We start from the raw sequence: 17,223 nt of genomic DNA, 5'->3' as shown, positions 1-17,223 counted from the left end.
GGACGATCAGGCTTGCGGTTCGGCCGGGGCCTCGGCATCAGCGGCCGGGACAGCGGTGTCCGGGCGAGCCGATTTGATCTCTTGCAAGCCTTCGGTGTTGGCGATGACATCGCGCAACAGCTTGTCGAGATCGTCGTTGCCGTCGAGTTTGGTCAGCAGATCGCGCAGGCGCTGACGGGCTTCGAACAGGCGACGCAGCGGAGTGACTTGCTCCACCACCTTGACCGGGTCGAAATCGTCGATGTGTTTGAAGTTGAGTTCGATGTTCAGCTTGCTGTCGTCGCCGCTGAGGGTGTTGTTGACTTGCAGCGTGGCGCGAGGGGCGATGGAGGCGAGGACGTCGTTGAAATTGTCGCGGTCGATTTCGGTGAAACGGCGTTCGGTCAGTTTTGCCAGTGGTTCGAGCGGCTTGCCCGAGAGGTCGGCAAGAATCCCGACCACCAGCGGCAATTCCTTTTTCTCGATGGCGTTGCCGATTTCGACGTCATAGGTGATTTGCACTCGGGGCGGGCGAACCCGGTCGAGTTTGTGCTGGGTACTTTCTGCCATGTCGGCGGACTCCGATGCGATGGGCGGGCGCAATGCATCGGGGAGGCCCGTTCATCGCTTTCCCTTGCTGGACCACAGGTTAGAAAGGGAGGCAGATGACCTGTCGTTCCTTTGACAAACCTTCCACATTCGGCTGTAGGAACCGAACTACCCAAGACGCTAGAACAGGTCTATAAAAATGCAAGCGAAAAACTTTTTTGGACTGTCTCGCGAAAAGGAAAATTCATTTTGTCTTCACGACTTTTTCTAACAATCGGCTTTGCGCTGCTCGCGGGCTGTTCATTCTTCGGGCCGAAAGTCGACCTCGACAGCATCACCCTCGACGTCGCGCCCAAGGCCAATGACGACACCCCGATTGCCGTGGATTTCATCGCGGTCAATGACCCAGACCTGCTCAAGCAACTGTCAGGCATCAGCGCCCGGCAGTGGTTTGCCGGGCGCGAGCAGTACCAGCGCGACTATCGTCAGCTGATGAGCGTGTGGGGACTGGAACTGGTACCGGGGCAATTCATCGACCGCCAACCCTTCCCGCTGGGGGGCAAGCGGGCGGCTGGACTTTTAGTCTTCGCCAGCTATAACACACCCGGAGCGCACCGCTTGCGGCTGGACGATCAGAGCGATGCGTGGCTCAAGTTCGACAGCCGCGAGATGACCCTGGTCAGCAAGGAAAACTGAAAAAAACCGTCCGCCGCCGGTTCGCGGTGCAGTCGAAGGGAGTCGTATGAGTCTGCTACCTGACGCGGTCTGCTGGCATGAAGGCATGCAATTGCTGCCACAGCATTTTCAGTTGCAGGGCCTGCGGGCCGAAGCGCTCGGCGCGCATCTGGCCCAGGCGTGCAATCCGTGGTTTTTTGGGGTCAGTCACATGGAGTTCGACCCTTCGGCGATGAGTGCCGGGGTGGTGCGCGTGGTGTCCTTGCAAGGGACGATGCCCGATGGTTTGCCGGTCAATCTGCAGGCAGGTGTCGGGCCGTTGCTGGAGCTGGATGTCGGCCCGTCGATCAACGAAACAGACGATGCGACGGTCACCGTTTACCTCGCGATCAGCCCTTTGTGGCGCGCCGGTCAATTGCTGCCGCTCAAGGGGCGATTGCAGTCGGTGGTCGGCGAGGCCCTGCCGGATCTCACCAGCGGCGAGTTCCCCGAATCGATCACGGTGTGGCGACCCAATCCGCGTCTGTGCACGCAACTCAACAAGGCGGACTCGATCTGCCTGCCGTTGCTGAAAATCCGCAGGGAGGGCGGCGGTTTCCTGCCGTTGCCCTATACGCCGCCGACGCCGGTCCTGTTACCGGAATCGCCGCTGGGTCGGCGGATTGCCGGGCTCTGCGCGCGGGCCCGTGAGAAATGCCTGTTTCTCGGCGGGCGTCTGCGGCAGGCACAACAGTCCGGAAATCAGGACGATGCGCTGGAGATCCGCCGCCAACTGACCGCGTTATGGACGCGGCTGCCGGAAGTCGAAGGCTCGCTGACCAGTCGCGTCGCCCATCCGCAGGCGTTGTATGTGCAACTGCTGGGGCTGGCCGGCGCGTGGTCGGCGCTGGATCCGCTGGCGGGCGTGCCGTCGTTTGCACCGCTGGATTTTTTCGAGTTGCAGCGTGGGTACGAACCGCTGCTCGATTGGCTGGAAACCACGCTTGAGCTGATCCGCGCAGGTTACCGCAGCATCGCTTTCGAACGCAGCGAACACAGCTTTTCCATTCAGTTACCGGACGAACAGCCGAGCCAGCGGCTGGTCATCGGCCTGCGCATGCCCAATGGCGCCAGCGAACAGGCGGCCGGCGAGTGGCTGCGCGGCGCGATCATCGCCTCGGCGCCGCACATCGCCTTGCTCAGCCGCCAGCGCATGAGTGGCCTGACGCACCAGGCCATGAATCGCAGCGAACAAGTGGCCTATAGCGTCGGCGACGACACCCGACTGTTTGTGGTGACAGCCGAAGGCAACTGGTTCGACGCGCAATTGCCGCTGGTGATCGCCGCACCGGCCACCCGGTTGACCAGCAGTCCGTGGCAAGTGGTGCTGTTTGTCGCCCAGAACAGTGAAAGTGTCTGATCACACAAGGAACGCCGTATGTCGCAAGGAAGTGCCGCAAGCCTTGGGTTGCAGGACGCACCGTTGAGCAGCGCGTTCCGTCAGATGTGGCAGCAATGGCAACTGGACTGGACGCAGTTGCCCAAGGACATCGAGGACGATGCGGCGCTGGTCGAAACCGTGGTCGAACTGTCCACCCAGGCTTCACAACGGTTGTGGCGCACGGCGTTTTCGCGGGTCGGCGACTCGGCGACCGAACAGGTCAAGGCACTGGTGTACGCCTTCGTTGCGCTGGTCGATGAAACGCTGCTGTTCAGCCCATGGCCGGGCCAGAGCGCCTGGCAGGAAAAACCCCTGGAATCGCGCCTCTACTCCAGCCGGCAGGCGGGTGAGCAGTTGCCGGCGGCGATCCAGACCCTTCTCGATGAACAGCAACCCACCACTCGCGATCTCGCCAACGTTTACCTGCAATGCCTGATTCTTGGTTTCCATGGGCGCCTGCGCGGCGAGCACAGTCAGGCGCAACTGGAAAAGTGGCGACTGGCTCTTTTCACGTTTGCCTGGCAGGACGAGGCCAGTTACGACGATGTCAGCCAGCGCCTGGTACAACCTTCGCTGACCGCGCCGCTGCAATTGCCGGTGCGTACGGCGTTGCCGGACGGCTTTCGTCTGGCGCTGGGGATTCTGGCGATGGTGCTGTTGCTGACCGGGGTCGGCCAGTTCTTGTGGAGCGACATTCGTTCCGAACTGGAGCCGGTGCTGCAAACCACCGCCTCGATGGCGGCGCCGGAGCAAGACTCATGAGTACCTTGACGATCGTTGCGTGGGTGGCCGCGGTACTGTTGCTGCTGGTGATCGTCGGGGTGGCGGTGTGGTGGTTGCGCACTCGAAGCGGTGCGGCGATCCGTAGCTTCTATCTTGCGGTGCGGCACATGCAGCAAGAGCAGGGCACTCACGATCGTTATCAGTTGCCATGGCTGCTGATGCTCGGCGATGAGGTCCAGGGTACGCAACTGGTGACCGAATGGCGTCTGCAACCCACCGACAAACCGGCCTGGTTCGGCCGTTGGTGGTCGGACCCTGAAGGCGCGGTGCTGGTGGTACCCCAAGGCCTGTTTCTGCCGGAAGACGGCATGCATTTGCAACGTGGCGGCTGGTGGCGGTTGCTCGGGTTGATCCTGCGCCTGCGCAGCAAGCGTCCGCTCGACGGGGTGATCTGGACCGTGCCAGTCAGTCGCCTGGGCAATCTGGAGCTGGCGACGCAGTTGGGTCTTGCGGCGCGCCGACGCTTCATCGACCTGCTGCAGCGCTTTGGTTTGAGCGTGCCGGTGTACGTGATCGTCACCGGGCTTGAAGAACTGCCGGGATTTCAGGACCTGATCAGTGCTCTGCCCGGTGAGGCACGCGAACGTACCCTGGGCTGGTCATCGCCGTTTGCGCGAGATGCGGTGTGGCAGGGGCAGTGGAGTGATCAGGCGCTGGACCGCCTGCACCGCGCCGTCGCCGAAGCGGTGATTGAGCTCGGTACGTTGTCCGGGCAGTTGACTGCGGATCTGTACGCCTTGCCCGAACGTCTCGAAACGCTGCGACGGGGGCTGCAGAACGTGCTGGAACCGGTGTTCCAGGGCAACGCTCAGGGCGAGGCTCCGTGTTTTCGCGGTGTGTATTTCAGCGCCAACCAACCGGCCGACGACGCAATGGACGGCTTCAGCGCCGATGACAGTGGCCTGCAGCGCAGCGTGTTCATGCGTCAGCTGTGGCGCCAGCGCCTGGTCGGCGAGCGGGGGCTGGCACAGGGGGTGCCGCGTCTGTTGCGCCTGCGTCAGCGTTGGCAACGGCTGACGGCCGGCGTGGCGCTGGTGGTCGGAGTCGTCTGGGCGCTGGCGATGTTCTGGGTATGGAACCAGTCGGTCAAGGATGCCCATGAACTGGCGCGGTTGATGCAGGGCGCGCAGAAGAGTTACGTCACGGTCACCGATGACGCCCACCGCGTCGAGCCGACCCGGCGCAACGTGCAGAGCTTCTGGCGGGTGCTGGAAAAGGCACCGCACTGGCACTACGTGTCGCTGGCGTTTCCGTCATCGTGGGTTTCTTCTGTCGATGTGAAGATCGAACGGGCGGTGTTCCAGGCCACCCAGCGTCATATGATCCAGCCGCTGCATGAATTGCTGGTGGCGGAGCTGGCGAAGCTCAAGGCGATCCGCGCGACGGATCGGCGCAACAGCGTCGAAAGCGAAGACCCGGCCCAGTGGCAGAACTACCAGAAAGCCACGGACCTGGTAGATCGGGCGCTGCGTCTGGAGCAACAGAACCAGCTGTTCGCCGAGGTGCAGAACAATCAGCGAGTACCGTTGGACGATCTGGTGCAACTGAGCAACAACGCGCTGTCGCTCAACCTCAATGCGGCGACGGTACCTCACGCCGCTTACTACAACCGGCTGTTGGCGGCGGGGGACAGCGCTGATTTACCGGCGCTGGACTTGAGTGTCGAGCGGCCGTTGATCGTCAGTAATTTCAACGGACTGATGGAGCGCTGGCTCGATCAGTATTTCCTGGCCGACAACTTTGTCAGCAGGGCCGGCTACCTCAAACTGCACTTGGAGCAGCTCGAGGCCGGGAGTGGCAACAGCCTCAGCGAGCTGGAAGACCTGCGTGCGCTGATCGATGACCTGCAAGCGGCGATTGCCCTGACCAACTCGACCTGGAGTCGCGGCAAGGGCCAGGAGCTGGTGCCGGGCTACCGCGAATTTCTCGACAAGGTGCGCAAGAGCACGTTGCTCGGGCCGGCGGTCGAGCAACAACTTGACGCCCAGGCAGGCAAGTTGCAGCAGAGTTTCCGTGACCAATGGATCGCCCAGATCGGTTCGCGTGGCAATTTGCTGGTGCAACAGGGCAGCGGGCAACTGGCGTTGCAGGATCAGGTGGTGAAACTCAATAACGCGGTGCAGGCGCTGTTCAGGCGCGACTTCGTGTCCATCGCCATGCGCGCCACCGAAGACAACGTCAATCTGCAAGGTCAGACCGTCGATGGCGACGACCTCAATACCTCGCTCAACTACTTCACCAGTTACAAGAGTTATGTCGCCGAAGAACTGCCGCGAATCCCGCCGGTTTATCGCGAGGCATTGCTGCAAGCGGCAGAAGGCGCGGCGGCGCAGGCCATGTGGCTGAGCCTGAAGGATCACAACGACCAGACGCATCCTTACGCGGTGTTCAATGTGCAGGCCGAGCAGGCCATGGCTTTGCAGAGGGCCTTTGTCGAAGTCCATCGCAGTGATCTGGCGGCGCGTCTGCAAGGCGCTCTGAATCGCCGGGCCATGGCGCAGATCATCAACGGCCTGGATGAAATCATCGCGCAACCGCTTTTCGGTGGCCGGACTGAAATCAGTCAGTGGGACGGCTCGAAAAACCTCGGCCTGCAACTGTACGGCGCCAGCGATGTGCAGGATTTGAAACTTAGCCTCAAGCAGCAATTCAACACCATGCTCGGCATCACCGAGCGGCGCACCTCGGCGTTGCAGTGGCTGATGACCCAACAGGGCAATCTGTCGGCGCTGGATTACGAACGGGTGACCCAGTTCAGCGCACTCAACGACGAACTGCTCAAGTACAAGGATTCGAACCCGGCCAGTTCGCCGGCGCAGATCGAGCAACTGGTCAGCCGCGATTTCATCGAGATGGATACCGGCTCCTGCGTGCAGGTGTTGCAGACCGCCAATCTGGCGGGTGGGCGCGGGACCCTGGCGATGCGTGCGGTGGAGTTGCAACAGTCGGCCATGCAGCGTTGCCAGTACCTGCAACAACAGCAGGCTGCGGTGGCGTGGAATGAGCTGGCCAACTATTTCAATCAGTACCTGGCTGATCGCTTTCCGTTTGCCAACGGTTTGCAGGCGCAGGATGCGGACCCGGCGCGGGTGCAGCATTTTCTGGAAATCATCGACAAGCGTCTGCCGGTGGCCCGGGCCGGACTGGTGCTGAGCCAGACTCCGGAACGACTGGCGGCGGAAGACTTTCTCAACCGTCTCAAGCAGGCAAGCCTCTGGCTGACGCCGCTGTTCGTGCGTGACAAGAGCGGCATTCTGGGTGTCGAGATGGACGTTCGCTGGCGCACTGATCGTGAGGATGAGCGCGGTGCCGATCAGGTGATTGCCGGGGGCTTGTTGGCGGGAAGTCAGCAAATCAACTATCCCGCCGCCGAGCAGCCGAACCTGCGCTGGATGGTCGGCCAGCCGATCCGCCTGACCCTGCGTTGGGCGCGCAACGGCCGCGAGCGGCCGGTCAATGATCCGCTGCAACCAAACCTGGTGGTGCGCGACATGGAGGCGGGCTGGGAGTACGGCGGGCCATGGTCATTGTTGCGGCTGATGCGCGCGCATTTCTCGGTGCAGCGCCAGCCAAGCATGGATTACACGGATTTTCCCTTGACGTTGCGCCTGCCGGTCACTGCGCTCAATGACAGTGTCACCAGCGAATTCACCCGGATGTTCGTGCGGCTGTCGTTGATGAGCCAGGGTTCAAAACTGCCGCTGTCGATTCCACCGTTGCCGACCCGGGCGCCGCGTTCGCCGTTCCAGGTGACCGGCACCACCGCCGCCATTGAATCCCACGAGGAGGGCCTGTGAGCCTGCCATCTGCAACCTTGCCCGACCTGATTGATCAGTTGCTCGCACCGATCAGCCCTGATGCGCCTTGTGGTGCGGATCTGCGTTACGAACGCGAGTTCGATCAATTGCGCGACCTGCGCCGTGAAGACGATGCGAGCCTGCCGACCGGGGTCTGGCAATCGACGTTGAAACAGGCGAATTGGCCGGCAGTGGAAACACTCACCACCACGCTGCTGATCGAGCGCAGCAAGGACCTGATGCTCAGCGCTTGGCTCGGCGAGGCCTGGCTGCATCTTCAGGGGCTGGACGGATTGCCCGGCGGCCTGGCGCTGATCGCCGGATTGTGTGAGCGCTATCCTGAACAGCTGCACCCGCAGGCCGAGGAGGGCGACCAGTCGTGGCGGGTGATTCCGCTGGAGTGGCTGGTGCGGCGTTACAGTGAGGTGCTGCTGACCCGGGTGCCGCTGTTCGGCTCGCACAATAGCGATTTCGAGGCCTGCAACCTGGAAACCTGGCGCCGTTTGCAGGTGCAGCAGGTGCAGGTCAACGACAGCAAAAATGCCAAGGCTTCAGCGGAGACCGCACGCAATGAACAGAAGAAACTCAGCGAACAGGTGCGCGCCACGCCGCTGGCGTTCTGGCTGCGCCAACAGGGCAATCTGCTGCTGAGCCAGCAACACCTGCAACGTCTGAACGCCTGGAGCGATACGTACCTCGGTGATCAGGGGCCGGCTCTGCAGCCCTTGCAGGACATCATTCAAGCGCTGCTGAAACTGGTTCAGGAGTTCATTGCCATGCACCCACAAAAACCGGCGCCGGTCGCACCCGTCGAAGCCCCCGTGGTGGAGGCGCAACCGGTCGAGGAAGCCGCCGTGACGGCGCAGATCTTTCGTGAGCCGGCGAACCGTGAAGAGGCCTATCGGCAATTGCTGCTGATCGCCGAATACCTGGCCCGCACCGAACCCCACAGCCCCGTGCCGTACTTGATCCGGCGCGGGGTGGAGTGGGGCAACAAGCCGTTGAGCGAACTGCTCGGCGAGCTGATCTCGGCCGACGCCGAATCGCGACGGCTGTGGACGTTGCTCGGCGTACTTTAGTGCACGCGCTGGTTGTTCTGTTTTGGCGGCAGTGTCAGCGGTGTCAGCACCGGCTCCCCGGAAAAGAATGCCACCAGGTTTTTCCCCACCAGTTCCACGGTGCCCTGGGTGGCTTCCGGTGACAGCCCGGCAACGTGCGGGGTGAGAATCACATTGCTCAGGGTTTTCAGTGCATCGGGCACCTGAGGTTCATGATCGAATACATCCAGCGCGGCGCCGGCGATCCGCCGTTGTTCGAGGGCGGTGATCAGGTCCGCGGTGTTGATCACACTGGCACGGGCAATGTTGACGATAAATCCCTTGGGCCCCAGGGCATCGAGTACTGCACGGGTCACCAGATGCTGGCTGCCGATGCCGCCGGGCGTCGCGACCACCAGAAAATCCGACGCTCGCGCCAGCTCGGTCGGGGTCGAGCAGAATGCGTAGGGCACGTCGTTGCGCACCTGGCGGTTGTGATAGTTGATTTCCATGTCGAAACCCAGGTTCGCCCGTTTGGCGATGGCCATGCCCACTGCGCCGAGGCCGAGAATGCCCATGCGTTTGCCCGCCAGGGACGGGCGCATGATCTTCGGCCATTCTCCACGGCGCACCGCCGCATCGCAGCGTGGAATGTCGCGCACCAGTGCCAGCAGCAGCGCCATGGCATGGTCGGCCACCGACGACGCGTTGACCCCGGCGCCGTTGGTCACGGTGATCCCCCGGTTGCTGGCGGCTTGCAGGTCCACCTGCTCATAACCGGCACCGATCACGCAGATGATTTTCAGCGCAGGCAGCGCGGCGATTTCTTCAGCGTACAGACCCAGCGGGCCACGGGTCAGTACCGCGTCGATACGGGTACCGTGGGTAGCAATGGCCTGGGCACGTTCAGCGGGAGTCGGCGCGAGGATCAGGTGAAAGCCCTGTCGTTCGAGTATCGGCAGGTAGTCATTGATGGTTTCAACCAGTACCAGAACGGTGGCGGGCATTGCTCGGCTCCTGTGATCGGTCGGCGTGTCGGGCGCGAAAGTCGTGTCAGAGTGCTGATTCCACAGCGGTTTGGCAATGGCCGACATTGCCCCGCACCAGCCAGTGTAGGAGCTGATACGGGGCGCGTGCGGGCGCTTCGTCAGAACGCAGTCCCGATGCCATGTACAGATGCATCAACTGGCGTACTGGGCGATGCCGTTGCCGAACGACCAGTTTTCTTTCTTTACCTCGACCAGATTGATGAACACATCCTCCAGCCGGATCGACAGCTGTGTGTTCAGGTTGCCGGCAATGGTCTGGTACAGCGCCTTTTTCTGCTCCAGGGTTCGGCCTTCATTGAGGGTGATCTGGATAATCACCAATTGGTCGCTGCGCTGGATCCCCAGGTATTGCGTATCGAAGACGAAATGCTCGCCGTCGTGCTCGGCCAGGATCTGGAAATTGTCGTGTTCCGGCACATTGATCGTGTTGCGCATGGCGGCGTAGATCTGCTCGCCGACGCGCCTGGCGAAGGTCGGGTCGGGGCGTTTCTTGAGTTCGATGCGAACGAGGGGCATGTTCGGGCTCCATGGGACAGGGGAACTGGACGGGGCTGTCAGTCGGTTCGCCATTGGGTATAGCCGAAAAATGCCAGTAGGTGAGTTTGTTTAAAAACGTTAGGAAACGGACGCCTCGTACTGCGGGATTTACGGATGTTGCCTACGAGTGCTGCCGGATTTATCCGCTATACGGTGAGATGTGAAGCACGAAAACATAGAGAGCAGGACAGGGCTCGCTCTTCAGGATGAAGCGGCGGCCTGGACGGAAATTGCCATCAGCCAAGGAAGGCCAATGCTTCATAACAACCGTGAAAACCTGGAACTCGACAGGCTGCACAACGAAACGCGAAAACTTGTGGCTGAACGGCAAAAGCTTCTGGCGGAAGAAAAGAAGCTGAAGTGGGAGACGTATTTTTATCCAGTCGCGGTAGTGGCCGGCGTGTTAACGGCAAGCGCGGCATTGGCGCGCGTCTTTTTCAGGTTTTGAGCGTTCGTTTTCGCCATCTCCAGACACATGACCCAAAAGGAAATCAACATGAGCACCTATGACGCCAAAGCCAGAATGGAACAACTGGAGCGGGAACACGATGAGTGGGCCGAAAAAATGCGGATCAAAAACAGGAAAGAAATGCGCCCGATCTGGGGCTTGCTGGGTCTGGGTATCTTTTGCATGTCCCTTGGCTTCATGTTGGCCCGATCGATTTGATCGGGTTTTCCCCATGGCGCACTCGGCGCCGGAACGTGTCACAAAACGACATTTTACGTATCTGGTGCCGACAGCTATTTTCCCAAAAACGACAACCCTCCAATCTGCTCCGCACAACCATTCCTCAGCTAAGTCTTTGCTTCTGCTCATTTATCGCGGAGAATCGCGCCCCTGTTTCGGCCGGAGCATGTCTGTCGGTTTTTTCCGACGCGTCCTGACCGAGTGGCAAGTGACCGGAATGCGGAGATCCGACCGGATGAATGATCAGGCCAATAGCGTCGAACAACGCTTTGAAACGGCAGCGCCAGCCCAATTGTCGAGCTGGAGTCGCCAAGACACTACCTGGATGTTGGGACTGTTCGGGACGGCCATCGGCGCCGGCACCCTGTTTTTGCCGATCAACGCAGGTCTGGGTGGCTTCTGGCCGCTGGTGATCCTCGCGCTGCTGGCATTCCCGATGACTTTCTTTGCACATCGCGGCCTGACCCGCTTCGTGCTTTCCGGTCGCGAAGGCGCCGACATCACTGACGTGGTGGAACAGCATTTCGGCATCAAGGCCGGCGCGCTGATCACTCTGCTTTATTTCTTCGCGATCTTCCCGATCCTGCTGATCTACAGCGTCGGCCTGACCAACACCGTCGCCAGCTTCCTCGAACATCAACTGCACATCACGCCGCCACCGCGCGCGTTGCTGTCGTTCGCACTGATTCTCGGCCTGCTGGCCGTGGTGCGCTGCGGCGAGCAAGTGATCGTCAAGGCCATGAGCCTGATGGTGTATCCGTTCATCGTCGCGCTGCTGTTCCTCGCGGTGTACCTGATTCCGCACTGGAACGGCGGCATCCTCAGCACCGCTTCCCAGGTGCCGGCGCCGTCGGCGCTGTTGCACACGCTGTGGCTGGCGATCCCGGTGATGGTGTTCTCGTTCAACCACTCGCCGATCATCTCGGCATTCGCGGTAGACCAGAAGCGCCGTTACGGTGTTCATGCCGATGAACGCAGCTCGCAGATCCTGTCCCGCGCCCACCTGCTGATGGTGGTGATGGTGCTGTTCTTCGTCTTCAGTTGCGTACTGACCCTGTCGCCGGAACAACTGGCGGAAGCCAAGGCGCAGAATCTGTCGATCCTGTCGTACCTGGCCAACCACTTCAGCAACCCGACCATCGCGTTCGCGGCACCGCTGATTGCGTTCGTGGCGATTTCCAAGTCGTTCCTGGGCCATTACATCGGAGCCAGCGAAGGCCTCAAAGGCCTGATCGTGAAGAGTGGCAAGCGCCCTGGCGCCAAGGCTCTGGATCGCATTGTCGCGGCGTTCATGCTGGTGGTGTGCTGGATCGTGGCGACCCTGAACCCGAGCATTCTGGGCATGATCGAAACCATCGGTGGCCCGGTCATCGCGGCGATTCTGTTCCTGATGCCGATGTATGCGATCCGCAAGGTGCCGGCCATGGCCCGTTATCGCGGTCAGGCGTCGAACGTGTTTGTCGTTGCCGTAGGCCTTGTGGCCATTTCGGCGTTGATCTACTCGCTGGCCGCCTGATTCCAGGCCGGCAGCAGCAGACGGGGGCGAGCAATTCGCCCCCGTTTTTGCAGGACCCTCTCAGTGCCTGATCCAGGGCACCCATCCGCAGATTTAAACGGCTACGCTTGAAAGGCACTTTTCCCCGGAGATGCCTCATGCCCCGTGCCCGACCCCAACTGATCAGCGCCAATCCCAGGTCCATCGCCGATCTGCAGGACGACCCTTATCGCAGTTTCGCCGGACGCCTGCGCCGGGCCGGTGGTTATGCCAAGGACGCCGCGCCCTACAGTGAATTCCTCTGGGCCGACTTCTTTCGCAGCCGCATCGCCAGTGATCAGATCAATAACCTGAGCCCCAAATTGCAGAGTAAGGCCATGAACTTGGCCCGCAGTCAGGAAGCACGATATCTGCCGGAGTGGGTGGGTCCGATTGTCAACTGAACCTCTGAGTGCCGCTTCCCGACCCGAAGTGCAAGGCCGTAGCCAGGACCTGCTGGCCGGGTTGTCGATTGCCGGTCTGTTGTTGCCCGAAGCCGTGGCGTATTCGAGTATTGCCGCGCTGCCGCCGCAGGCCGGCGTGATTGCGTTGTTCGCCGGGCTGCTGTGTTACGCATTGATCGGCACCAGCCGCTTTGCAGTGGTCTCGGCCACGTCTTCATCGGCAGCGGTGCTGGCGGCGGCGACGGCTTCGCTGGCCGGCGGCGATCCGGCATTGCGCCTGAGCCTGGCGGTCGGCCTGGTGATGATGACTGGGGTGTTGTTCTTGCTGGCAGGGCTGTTCAAGCTCGGTAGCGTCACTTCATTTATTGCCAAACCGGTATTGCGCGGCTTCGCCTTGGGGCTGGCGGTGACGATCATCCTCAAGCAGGTGGCGAGCGTCGTCGATGTTCACCTCACGGACGGCAACCTGATCCGTTTCCTGCCGCAATTGCTCGGGCAATGGTCGCACTGGAACCTGGCGGGTGCCGCAGTGGCGGTGACGGCGTTGCTGATACTGATGGTCTGTGCCCGGTTTCGCCGCGTACCAGGTGGATTGATTGTTGTCGCCTTGGGGATTGCCGCCAGCCAATGGCTGGATCTGCCGGCCCACGGGGTGAAGTTGATCGGGATGATCGATCTGGCGCTGGAAACGCCCAGCCTGCCGGACATGCCGTTTGCCGACTGGCTGCGCCTCGGGGAACTGGCGTTCGCCATGGTGATGATTCTGTATGCCGAGTCGTACGGGTCGATCAGCTCGTTTGCCTTGAAACATGGCGACCGGGTTTCATCGAACCGTGATCTGCTTGCTCTGGGGACGTCCAACCTGTTGTCGGGGCTGTTTCATGGCATGCCGGCCGGAGCGGGGTATTCGGCAACCTCCGCCAATGAAGCGGCGGGCGCCACCTCACGCCTGGCGGGAATTGTCGCGGCGCTGGTGGTGCTACTGATCGTGGTGACGGTGCTGCCTTACATTGCTCTGACACCGGAACCGGTGCTGGCCGCCATCGTGATTCACGCTCTGGGGCGGGCGTTGAGCCTGCAACCGCTGGGGCGCTACTTCATCTGGCGACGCGACCGTTTATTGGTGATCTGTGCGGTGGCGGCGGTTCTGGTGCTGGGCGTACTCGACGGTTTGCTGCTGGCGGTGGCAATCAGCGTGGTGCTGATGCTCAAGCAGATGTCCTCGGCGGATATCCAGGTGCTGGGTCAGATGGGCGGCGGCCACGACTATGTCGACGTGCAGCGTCATCCGGATGCACAGGAAGTCCCCGGCGTGTTGATCGTGCGACCGAGTGAGGCGCTGTTCTTTGCCAATGTGGAGCGGATTCTCGGCGGCGCGCTGCGGCGGGCTCGCCATGCGCCGGCGACGGTGCACACGATCATCCTGAGTCTGGAGGAATCGCCGGACCTGGACGGCACCAGCATCGAGGCGCTGGAAGCGTTTTTCCTGCAGGTGCGGGCCGAAGACAAGCTGTTGATTCTGGCGCGTCTCAAGCACCAGGCGCAGACGGTGCTGATGCAATTGCCCGAGCAGGAGCGCGAGCAGGTCGTGCTGAGTGACTTGAGTGTGGACGGTGCGGTTCGGCAGGCACTCAAACTGAATGCATGAGTTTGCGCAGGCATAAAAAAACGCCGCTCATCTCACGATGGGCGGCGTTTTTTCATTGCGTTGCAGCGTCAGGCTTGAACGACAGGGATCTTGGCGTTCGCGGCCGCTTCACGGAACTCGGCAATCTGGTCGAAGGACAGGTAGCGGTAAACATCGGCCGCCATGCTGTCGATCTTGCCAGCGTATTCCATGTACTCCTCGACGGTCGGCAGGCGACCCAGGATCGATGCCACGGACGCCAGCTCGGCCGAAGCCAGGTAGACGTTCGCGCCGTCACCCAGACGGTTCGGGAAGTTACGGGTCGACGTCGACACCACGGTGCTGTTCGGCTCGACGCGTGCCTGGTTACCCATGCACAGCGAGCAGCCCGGCATTTCCATGCGGGCGCCGGCCTTGCCGTAGATGCCGTAGTAGCCTTCTTCGGTCAGCTGGTGCGCGTCCATCTTGGTCGGCGGCGACAGCCACAGACGGGTTGGCAGCTGGCCCTTGACCTGATCCAGCAGTTTGCCGGCAGCGCGGAAGTGACCGATGTTGGTCATGCACGAACCGATGAACACTTCGTTGATCTTCTCGCCAGCCACGCTGGAGAGCAGACGGGCGTCATCCGGATCGTTCGGCGCGCAGAGCACAGGCTCTTTGATGTCGGCCAGATCGATCTCGATCACTTCGGCGTATTCGGCGTCCTTGTCGGCTTCCATCAGCTCAGGGTTGGCCAGCCAGGCTTCCATCGCCTGGGCACGACGTTCCATGGTGCGGGCATCGCCGTAGCCTTCGCCGATCATCCAGCGCAGCAGGGTGATGTTCGACTGCAGGTATTCGGCAATGGCCTTTTCCGGCAGCTTGATGGTGCAACCGGCGGCGGAACGCTCGGCGGAGGCGTCGGACAGTTCGAATGCCTGCTCGACGGTCAGTTCGTCCAGGCCTTCGATTTCCAGGATGCGGCCGGAGAAGGCGTTCTTCTTGCCTTTCTTCTCGACGGTCAGCAGACCTTTCTGGATCGCGTAGTAAGGGATGGCATGAACCAGGTCACGCAGGGTGATGCCAGGTTGCAGTTTGCCCTTGAAGCGGACCAGGATCGATTCCGGCATGTCCAGCGGCATGACGCCGGTGGCGGCGGCAAACGCGACCAGACCGGAACCGGCCGGGAACGAGATGCCCATCGGGAAACGGGTGTGCGAGTCACCACCGGTACCCACGGTGTCCGGCAGCAGCATGCGGTTCAGCCACGAGTGGATGATGCCGTCGCCCGGACGCAGGGAAACGCCGCCACGGGTCATGATGAAGTCAGGCAGGGTGTGGTGGGTGGTCACGTCGATCGGCTTCGGATAAGCCGCAGTGTGGCAGAAGGACTGCATCACCAGATCGGCGGAGAAGCCCAGGCACGCCAGGTCTTTCAGTTCGTCACGGGTCATAGGACCGGTGGTGTCCTGAGAGCCGACGGTGGTCATCTTCGGTTCGCAGTAGGTGCCAGGACGCACGCCTTTGCCTTTTGGCAGGCCGCAGGCCTTGCCGACCATCTTCTGTGCCAGGGTGTAGCCCTTGCCGGTGTCGACAGGTGCTTCAGGCAGCTTGAACAGATCGGTCGGGCCCAGGCCCAGTTCGGCACGCGCCTTCTCGGTCAGGCCGCGGCCGACGATCAGCGGGATACGGCCACCGGCGCGGACTTCGTCCAGCAGCACCGGAGTCTTCAGTTCGAAGGTGGTGATGACCTCGTCGGTGCCGTGCTTGCAGACTTTGCCGGCGTGCGGGTAAACGTCGATGACGTCGCCCATGTTCAGGTTCGAGACGTCGAACTCGATCGGCAGTGCGCCGGCGTCTTCCATGGTGTTGTAGAAGATCGGGGCGATTTTCGAGCCGAAGCAGAAACCACCGGCGCGCTTGTTCGGAACGTAAGGAATGTCGTCGCCGAAGAACCACAGCACCGAGTTGGTGGCGGATTTACGCGAAGAACCGGTACCGACCACGTCACCCACATAGGCGACCGGGAAGCCCTTGGCCTTGACTTCTTCGATCTGCTTGAGCGGGCCAATGGCGCCTTGTTGCTCAGGCACGATGCCGTCACGGGCCATTTTCAGCATGGCCAGGGCGTGCAGCGGGATGTCAGGACGCGACCAGGCGTCCGGGGCAGGGGACAGGTCGTCGGTGTTGGTTTCGCCAGGCACCTTGAAAACGGTCAGGCTGTACTTGTCGGCGATGGCAGGCTTGTTGGTGAACCACTCGCCGGCGGCCCAGGATTCCAGCACGGCCTTGGCGTGGACATTGCCCGCCTTGGCTTTTTCGGCCACGTCGTGGAAGGCATCGAACATCAGCAGGGTGTGCTTGAGCTGTTCGGCTGCGACGGCGGCCAGTTCGGCGTTGTCCAGCAGCTCAACCAGGGTGGCGATGTTGTAGCCGCCCTGCATGGTGCCGAGCAGTTCGACGGCGCGCTTCTTGTCGATCAGCGGGGAGGTGGCTTCGCCCTTGGCGATGGCGGACAGGAAACCGGCCTTGACGTAAGCGGCTTCGTCCACTCCCGGTGGTACGCGATTGGTGATCAGGTCAACGAGGAAAGCTTCTTCGCCAGCCGGAGGATTCTTCAGCAGCTCGACCAGGCCTGCAGTTTGTTCGGCGTTAAGCGGCTGGGGAACGATACCCAGTGCTGCGCGCTCTTCGATATGTTTGCGGTAGGCTTCAAGCACAGTTATTACCCTCATCAGTGGTCCCAAATGGGTGTCCGGGACGCTCATCCCGAAATTGCCGTACTCATGCTCCTCACGACGTTGTGGGTCGTTCGGCCAGAATTACCGGCAATTCCTTACAGAAGCTGCTTTCAAAGTTTTACGCCTGCAGAACGGGGAGCTGATGAGGGTTGGCGAAGGGGTTTTCCCCGCTGGAAAAAACCTCCGCCAACACCGCTCTGAAGGAACGACTGTGCTCGTGACGCTTTGAAAACAGCTTCTAACGGACATTGGCGCCTAAAAAGGCTGGCTGATTCTACGGCAAAAAAAATTTAAAGGTAAGTCGGGCTCTATTGGACTTTGGTGGCGTTGCGCGCTGGCGGGCCAAACCGCGATCCAGCGCTTGCCCCTGAGGTTTGAGGGGTGATGAATGCCGGACAAAGGGCTAACATGCCGACCTGTTCCG

14 protein-coding genes are annotated in these 17,223 nt (G+C 61.4%); 10 read left to right on the top strand and 4 right to left on the bottom strand.

The window, feature by feature from the left end; all coding sequences use genetic code 11:
* Window positions 1–6: 6 nt before the first annotated feature.
* On the bottom strand, window positions 7–549 hold the full coding sequence (tssB, locus tag NWV16_RS16625; protein ID WP_007958861.1) for a type VI secretion system contractile sheath small subunit: 543 nt from the start codon (window positions 547–549) through the stop codon (window positions 7–9).
* A 228-nt stretch (window positions 550–777) separates the two neighbouring features.
* Between tssB and NWV16_RS16620 the strand changes: the two genes are divergently transcribed.
* The 5 genes from NWV16_RS16620 to tssA are packed head-to-tail and all read left to right on the top strand — an operon-like array spanning window position 778 to window position 8,282.
* A complete protein-coding gene (locus tag NWV16_RS16620; protein ID WP_260519939.1) occupies window positions 778–1,224 on the top strand; it encodes a type VI secretion protein in 447 nt (148 codons plus the stop codon).
* A gap of 46 nt (window positions 1,225–1,270) precedes the next feature.
* On the top strand, window positions 1,271–2,602 hold the full coding sequence (gene tssK / locus NWV16_RS16615) for a type VI secretion system baseplate subunit TssK (protein WP_260519938.1): 1,332 nt from the start codon (window positions 1,271–1,273) through the stop codon (window positions 2,600–2,602).
* Window positions 2,603–2,620: 18 nt separating this feature from the next.
* Window positions 2,621–3,385, top strand: a complete 765-nt coding sequence (locus NWV16_RS16610; RefSeq protein ID WP_260519937.1) for a DotU/TssL family secretion system protein — start codon at window positions 2,621–2,623, stop codon at window positions 3,383–3,385.
* Entirely contained in the window at window positions 3,382–7,203 is a 3,822-nt protein-coding gene (locus tag NWV16_RS16605; RefSeq protein ID WP_260519936.1) for a type VI secretion system protein, read from the top strand. The genes NWV16_RS16610 and NWV16_RS16605 overlap by 4 nt, the downstream gene beginning before the upstream one ends.
* Window positions 7,200–8,282, top strand: coding sequence for a type VI secretion system protein TssA (tssA, locus tag NWV16_RS16600; RefSeq protein WP_260519935.1), 1,083 nt, complete (start codon window positions 7,200–7,202; stop codon window positions 8,280–8,282). The genes NWV16_RS16605 and tssA overlap by 4 nt, the downstream gene beginning before the upstream one ends.
* Here the strand turns inward: tssA and NWV16_RS16595 are convergent.
* Window positions 8,279–9,247: a 2-hydroxyacid dehydrogenase gene (locus tag NWV16_RS16595; protein ID WP_260519934.1), complete on the bottom strand. Its 969-nt coding sequence runs from the start codon at window positions 9,245–9,247 to the stop codon at window positions 8,279–8,281. The two genes, tssA and NWV16_RS16595, sit on opposite strands and share 4 nt — an antisense overlap.
* Window positions 9,248–9,421: 174 nt before the next feature.
* On the bottom strand, window positions 9,422–9,805 hold the full coding sequence (locus NWV16_RS16590; RefSeq protein ID WP_260519933.1) for a tautomerase family protein: 384 nt from the start codon (window positions 9,803–9,805) through the stop codon (window positions 9,422–9,424).
* Between the two features lie 181 nt (window positions 9,806–9,986).
* On the opposite strand from NWV16_RS16590, the gene NWV16_RS16585 reads away from it, so the two are divergent.
* The 5 genes from NWV16_RS16585 (at window position 9,987) to NWV16_RS16565 (ending at window position 14,100) form a co-directional block, all read left to right on the top strand.
* Window positions 9,987–10,274, top strand: a complete 288-nt coding sequence (locus NWV16_RS16585) for a hypothetical protein (RefSeq protein ID WP_409519305.1) — start codon at window positions 9,987–9,989, stop codon at window positions 10,272–10,274.
* Window positions 10,275–10,322: 48 nt separating this feature from the next.
* Entirely contained in the window at window positions 10,323–10,493 is a 171-nt protein-coding gene (locus NWV16_RS16580) for a hypothetical protein (RefSeq protein ID WP_248740835.1), read from the top strand.
* A gap of 256 nt (window positions 10,494–10,749) precedes the next feature.
* Window positions 10,750–12,030, top strand: a complete 1,281-nt coding sequence (locus NWV16_RS16575; protein WP_260519932.1) for an HAAAP family serine/threonine permease — start codon at window positions 10,750–10,752, stop codon at window positions 12,028–12,030.
* Between the two features lie 137 nt (window positions 12,031–12,167).
* A complete protein-coding gene (locus NWV16_RS16570; protein ID WP_260519931.1) occupies window positions 12,168–12,452 on the top strand; it encodes a ParB-like protein in 285 nt (94 codons plus the stop codon).
* The gene (locus tag NWV16_RS16565) at window positions 12,442–14,100 is read left to right on the top strand and encodes a SulP family inorganic anion transporter (protein WP_260519930.1); all 1,659 of its coding nucleotides are present in this window, start codon (window positions 12,442–12,444) and stop codon (window positions 14,098–14,100) included. Before NWV16_RS16570 ends, NWV16_RS16565 begins: the two co-directional genes overlap by 11 nt.
* A 68-nt stretch (window positions 14,101–14,168) precedes the next feature.
* Here the strand turns inward: NWV16_RS16565 and acnB are convergent, their stop codons facing one another.
* A complete protein-coding gene (gene acnB, locus NWV16_RS16560) occupies window positions 14,169–16,778 on the bottom strand; it encodes a bifunctional aconitate hydratase 2/2-methylisocitrate dehydratase (protein ID WP_260523545.1) in 2,610 nt (869 codons plus the stop codon).
* Between the last annotated feature and the right edge of the window lie 445 nt (window positions 16,779–17,223).

Source organism: Pseudomonas sp. BW7P1 (genome assembly GCF_024981055.1).
Taxonomy (GTDB): Bacteria; Pseudomonadota; Gammaproteobacteria; order Pseudomonadales; family Pseudomonadaceae; genus Aquipseudomonas; species Aquipseudomonas bananamidigenes.
This window is presented reverse-complemented; position numbering and strand designations above follow the sequence as displayed.

Bases quoted from the DNA above. Each gene is read 5' to 3' on its own strand.
- tssB (WP_007958861.1), bottom strand. From the start codon at position 549: ATGGCAGAAAGTACCCAGCACAAACTCGACCGGGTTCGCCCGCCCCGA.
- NWV16_RS16570 (WP_260519931.1), top strand. From the start codon at position 12,168: ATGCCCCGTGCCCGACCCCAACTGATCAGCGCCAATCCCAGGTCCATC.
- NWV16_RS16595 (WP_260519934.1), bottom strand. From the start codon at position 9,247: ATGCCCGCCACCGTTCTGGTACTGGTTGAAACCATCAATGACTACCTG.
- NWV16_RS16575 (WP_260519932.1), top strand. From the start codon at position 10,750: ATGAATGATCAGGCCAATAGCGTCGAACAACGCTTTGAAACGGCAGCG.
- NWV16_RS16610 (WP_260519937.1), top strand. From the start codon at position 2,621: ATGTCGCAAGGAAGTGCCGCAAGCCTTGGGTTGCAGGACGCACCGTTG.
- NWV16_RS16580 (WP_248740835.1), top strand. From the start codon at position 10,323: ATGAGCACCTATGACGCCAAAGCCAGAATGGAACAACTGGAGCGGGAA.
- NWV16_RS16605 (WP_260519936.1), top strand. From the start codon at position 3,382: ATGAGTACCTTGACGATCGTTGCGTGGGTGGCCGCGGTACTGTTGCTG.
- NWV16_RS16590 (WP_260519933.1), bottom strand. From the start codon at position 9,805: ATGCCCCTCGTTCGCATCGAACTCAAGAAACGCCCCGACCCGACCTTC.
- tssK (WP_260519938.1), top strand. From the start codon at position 1,271: ATGAGTCTGCTACCTGACGCGGTCTGCTGGCATGAAGGCATGCAATTG.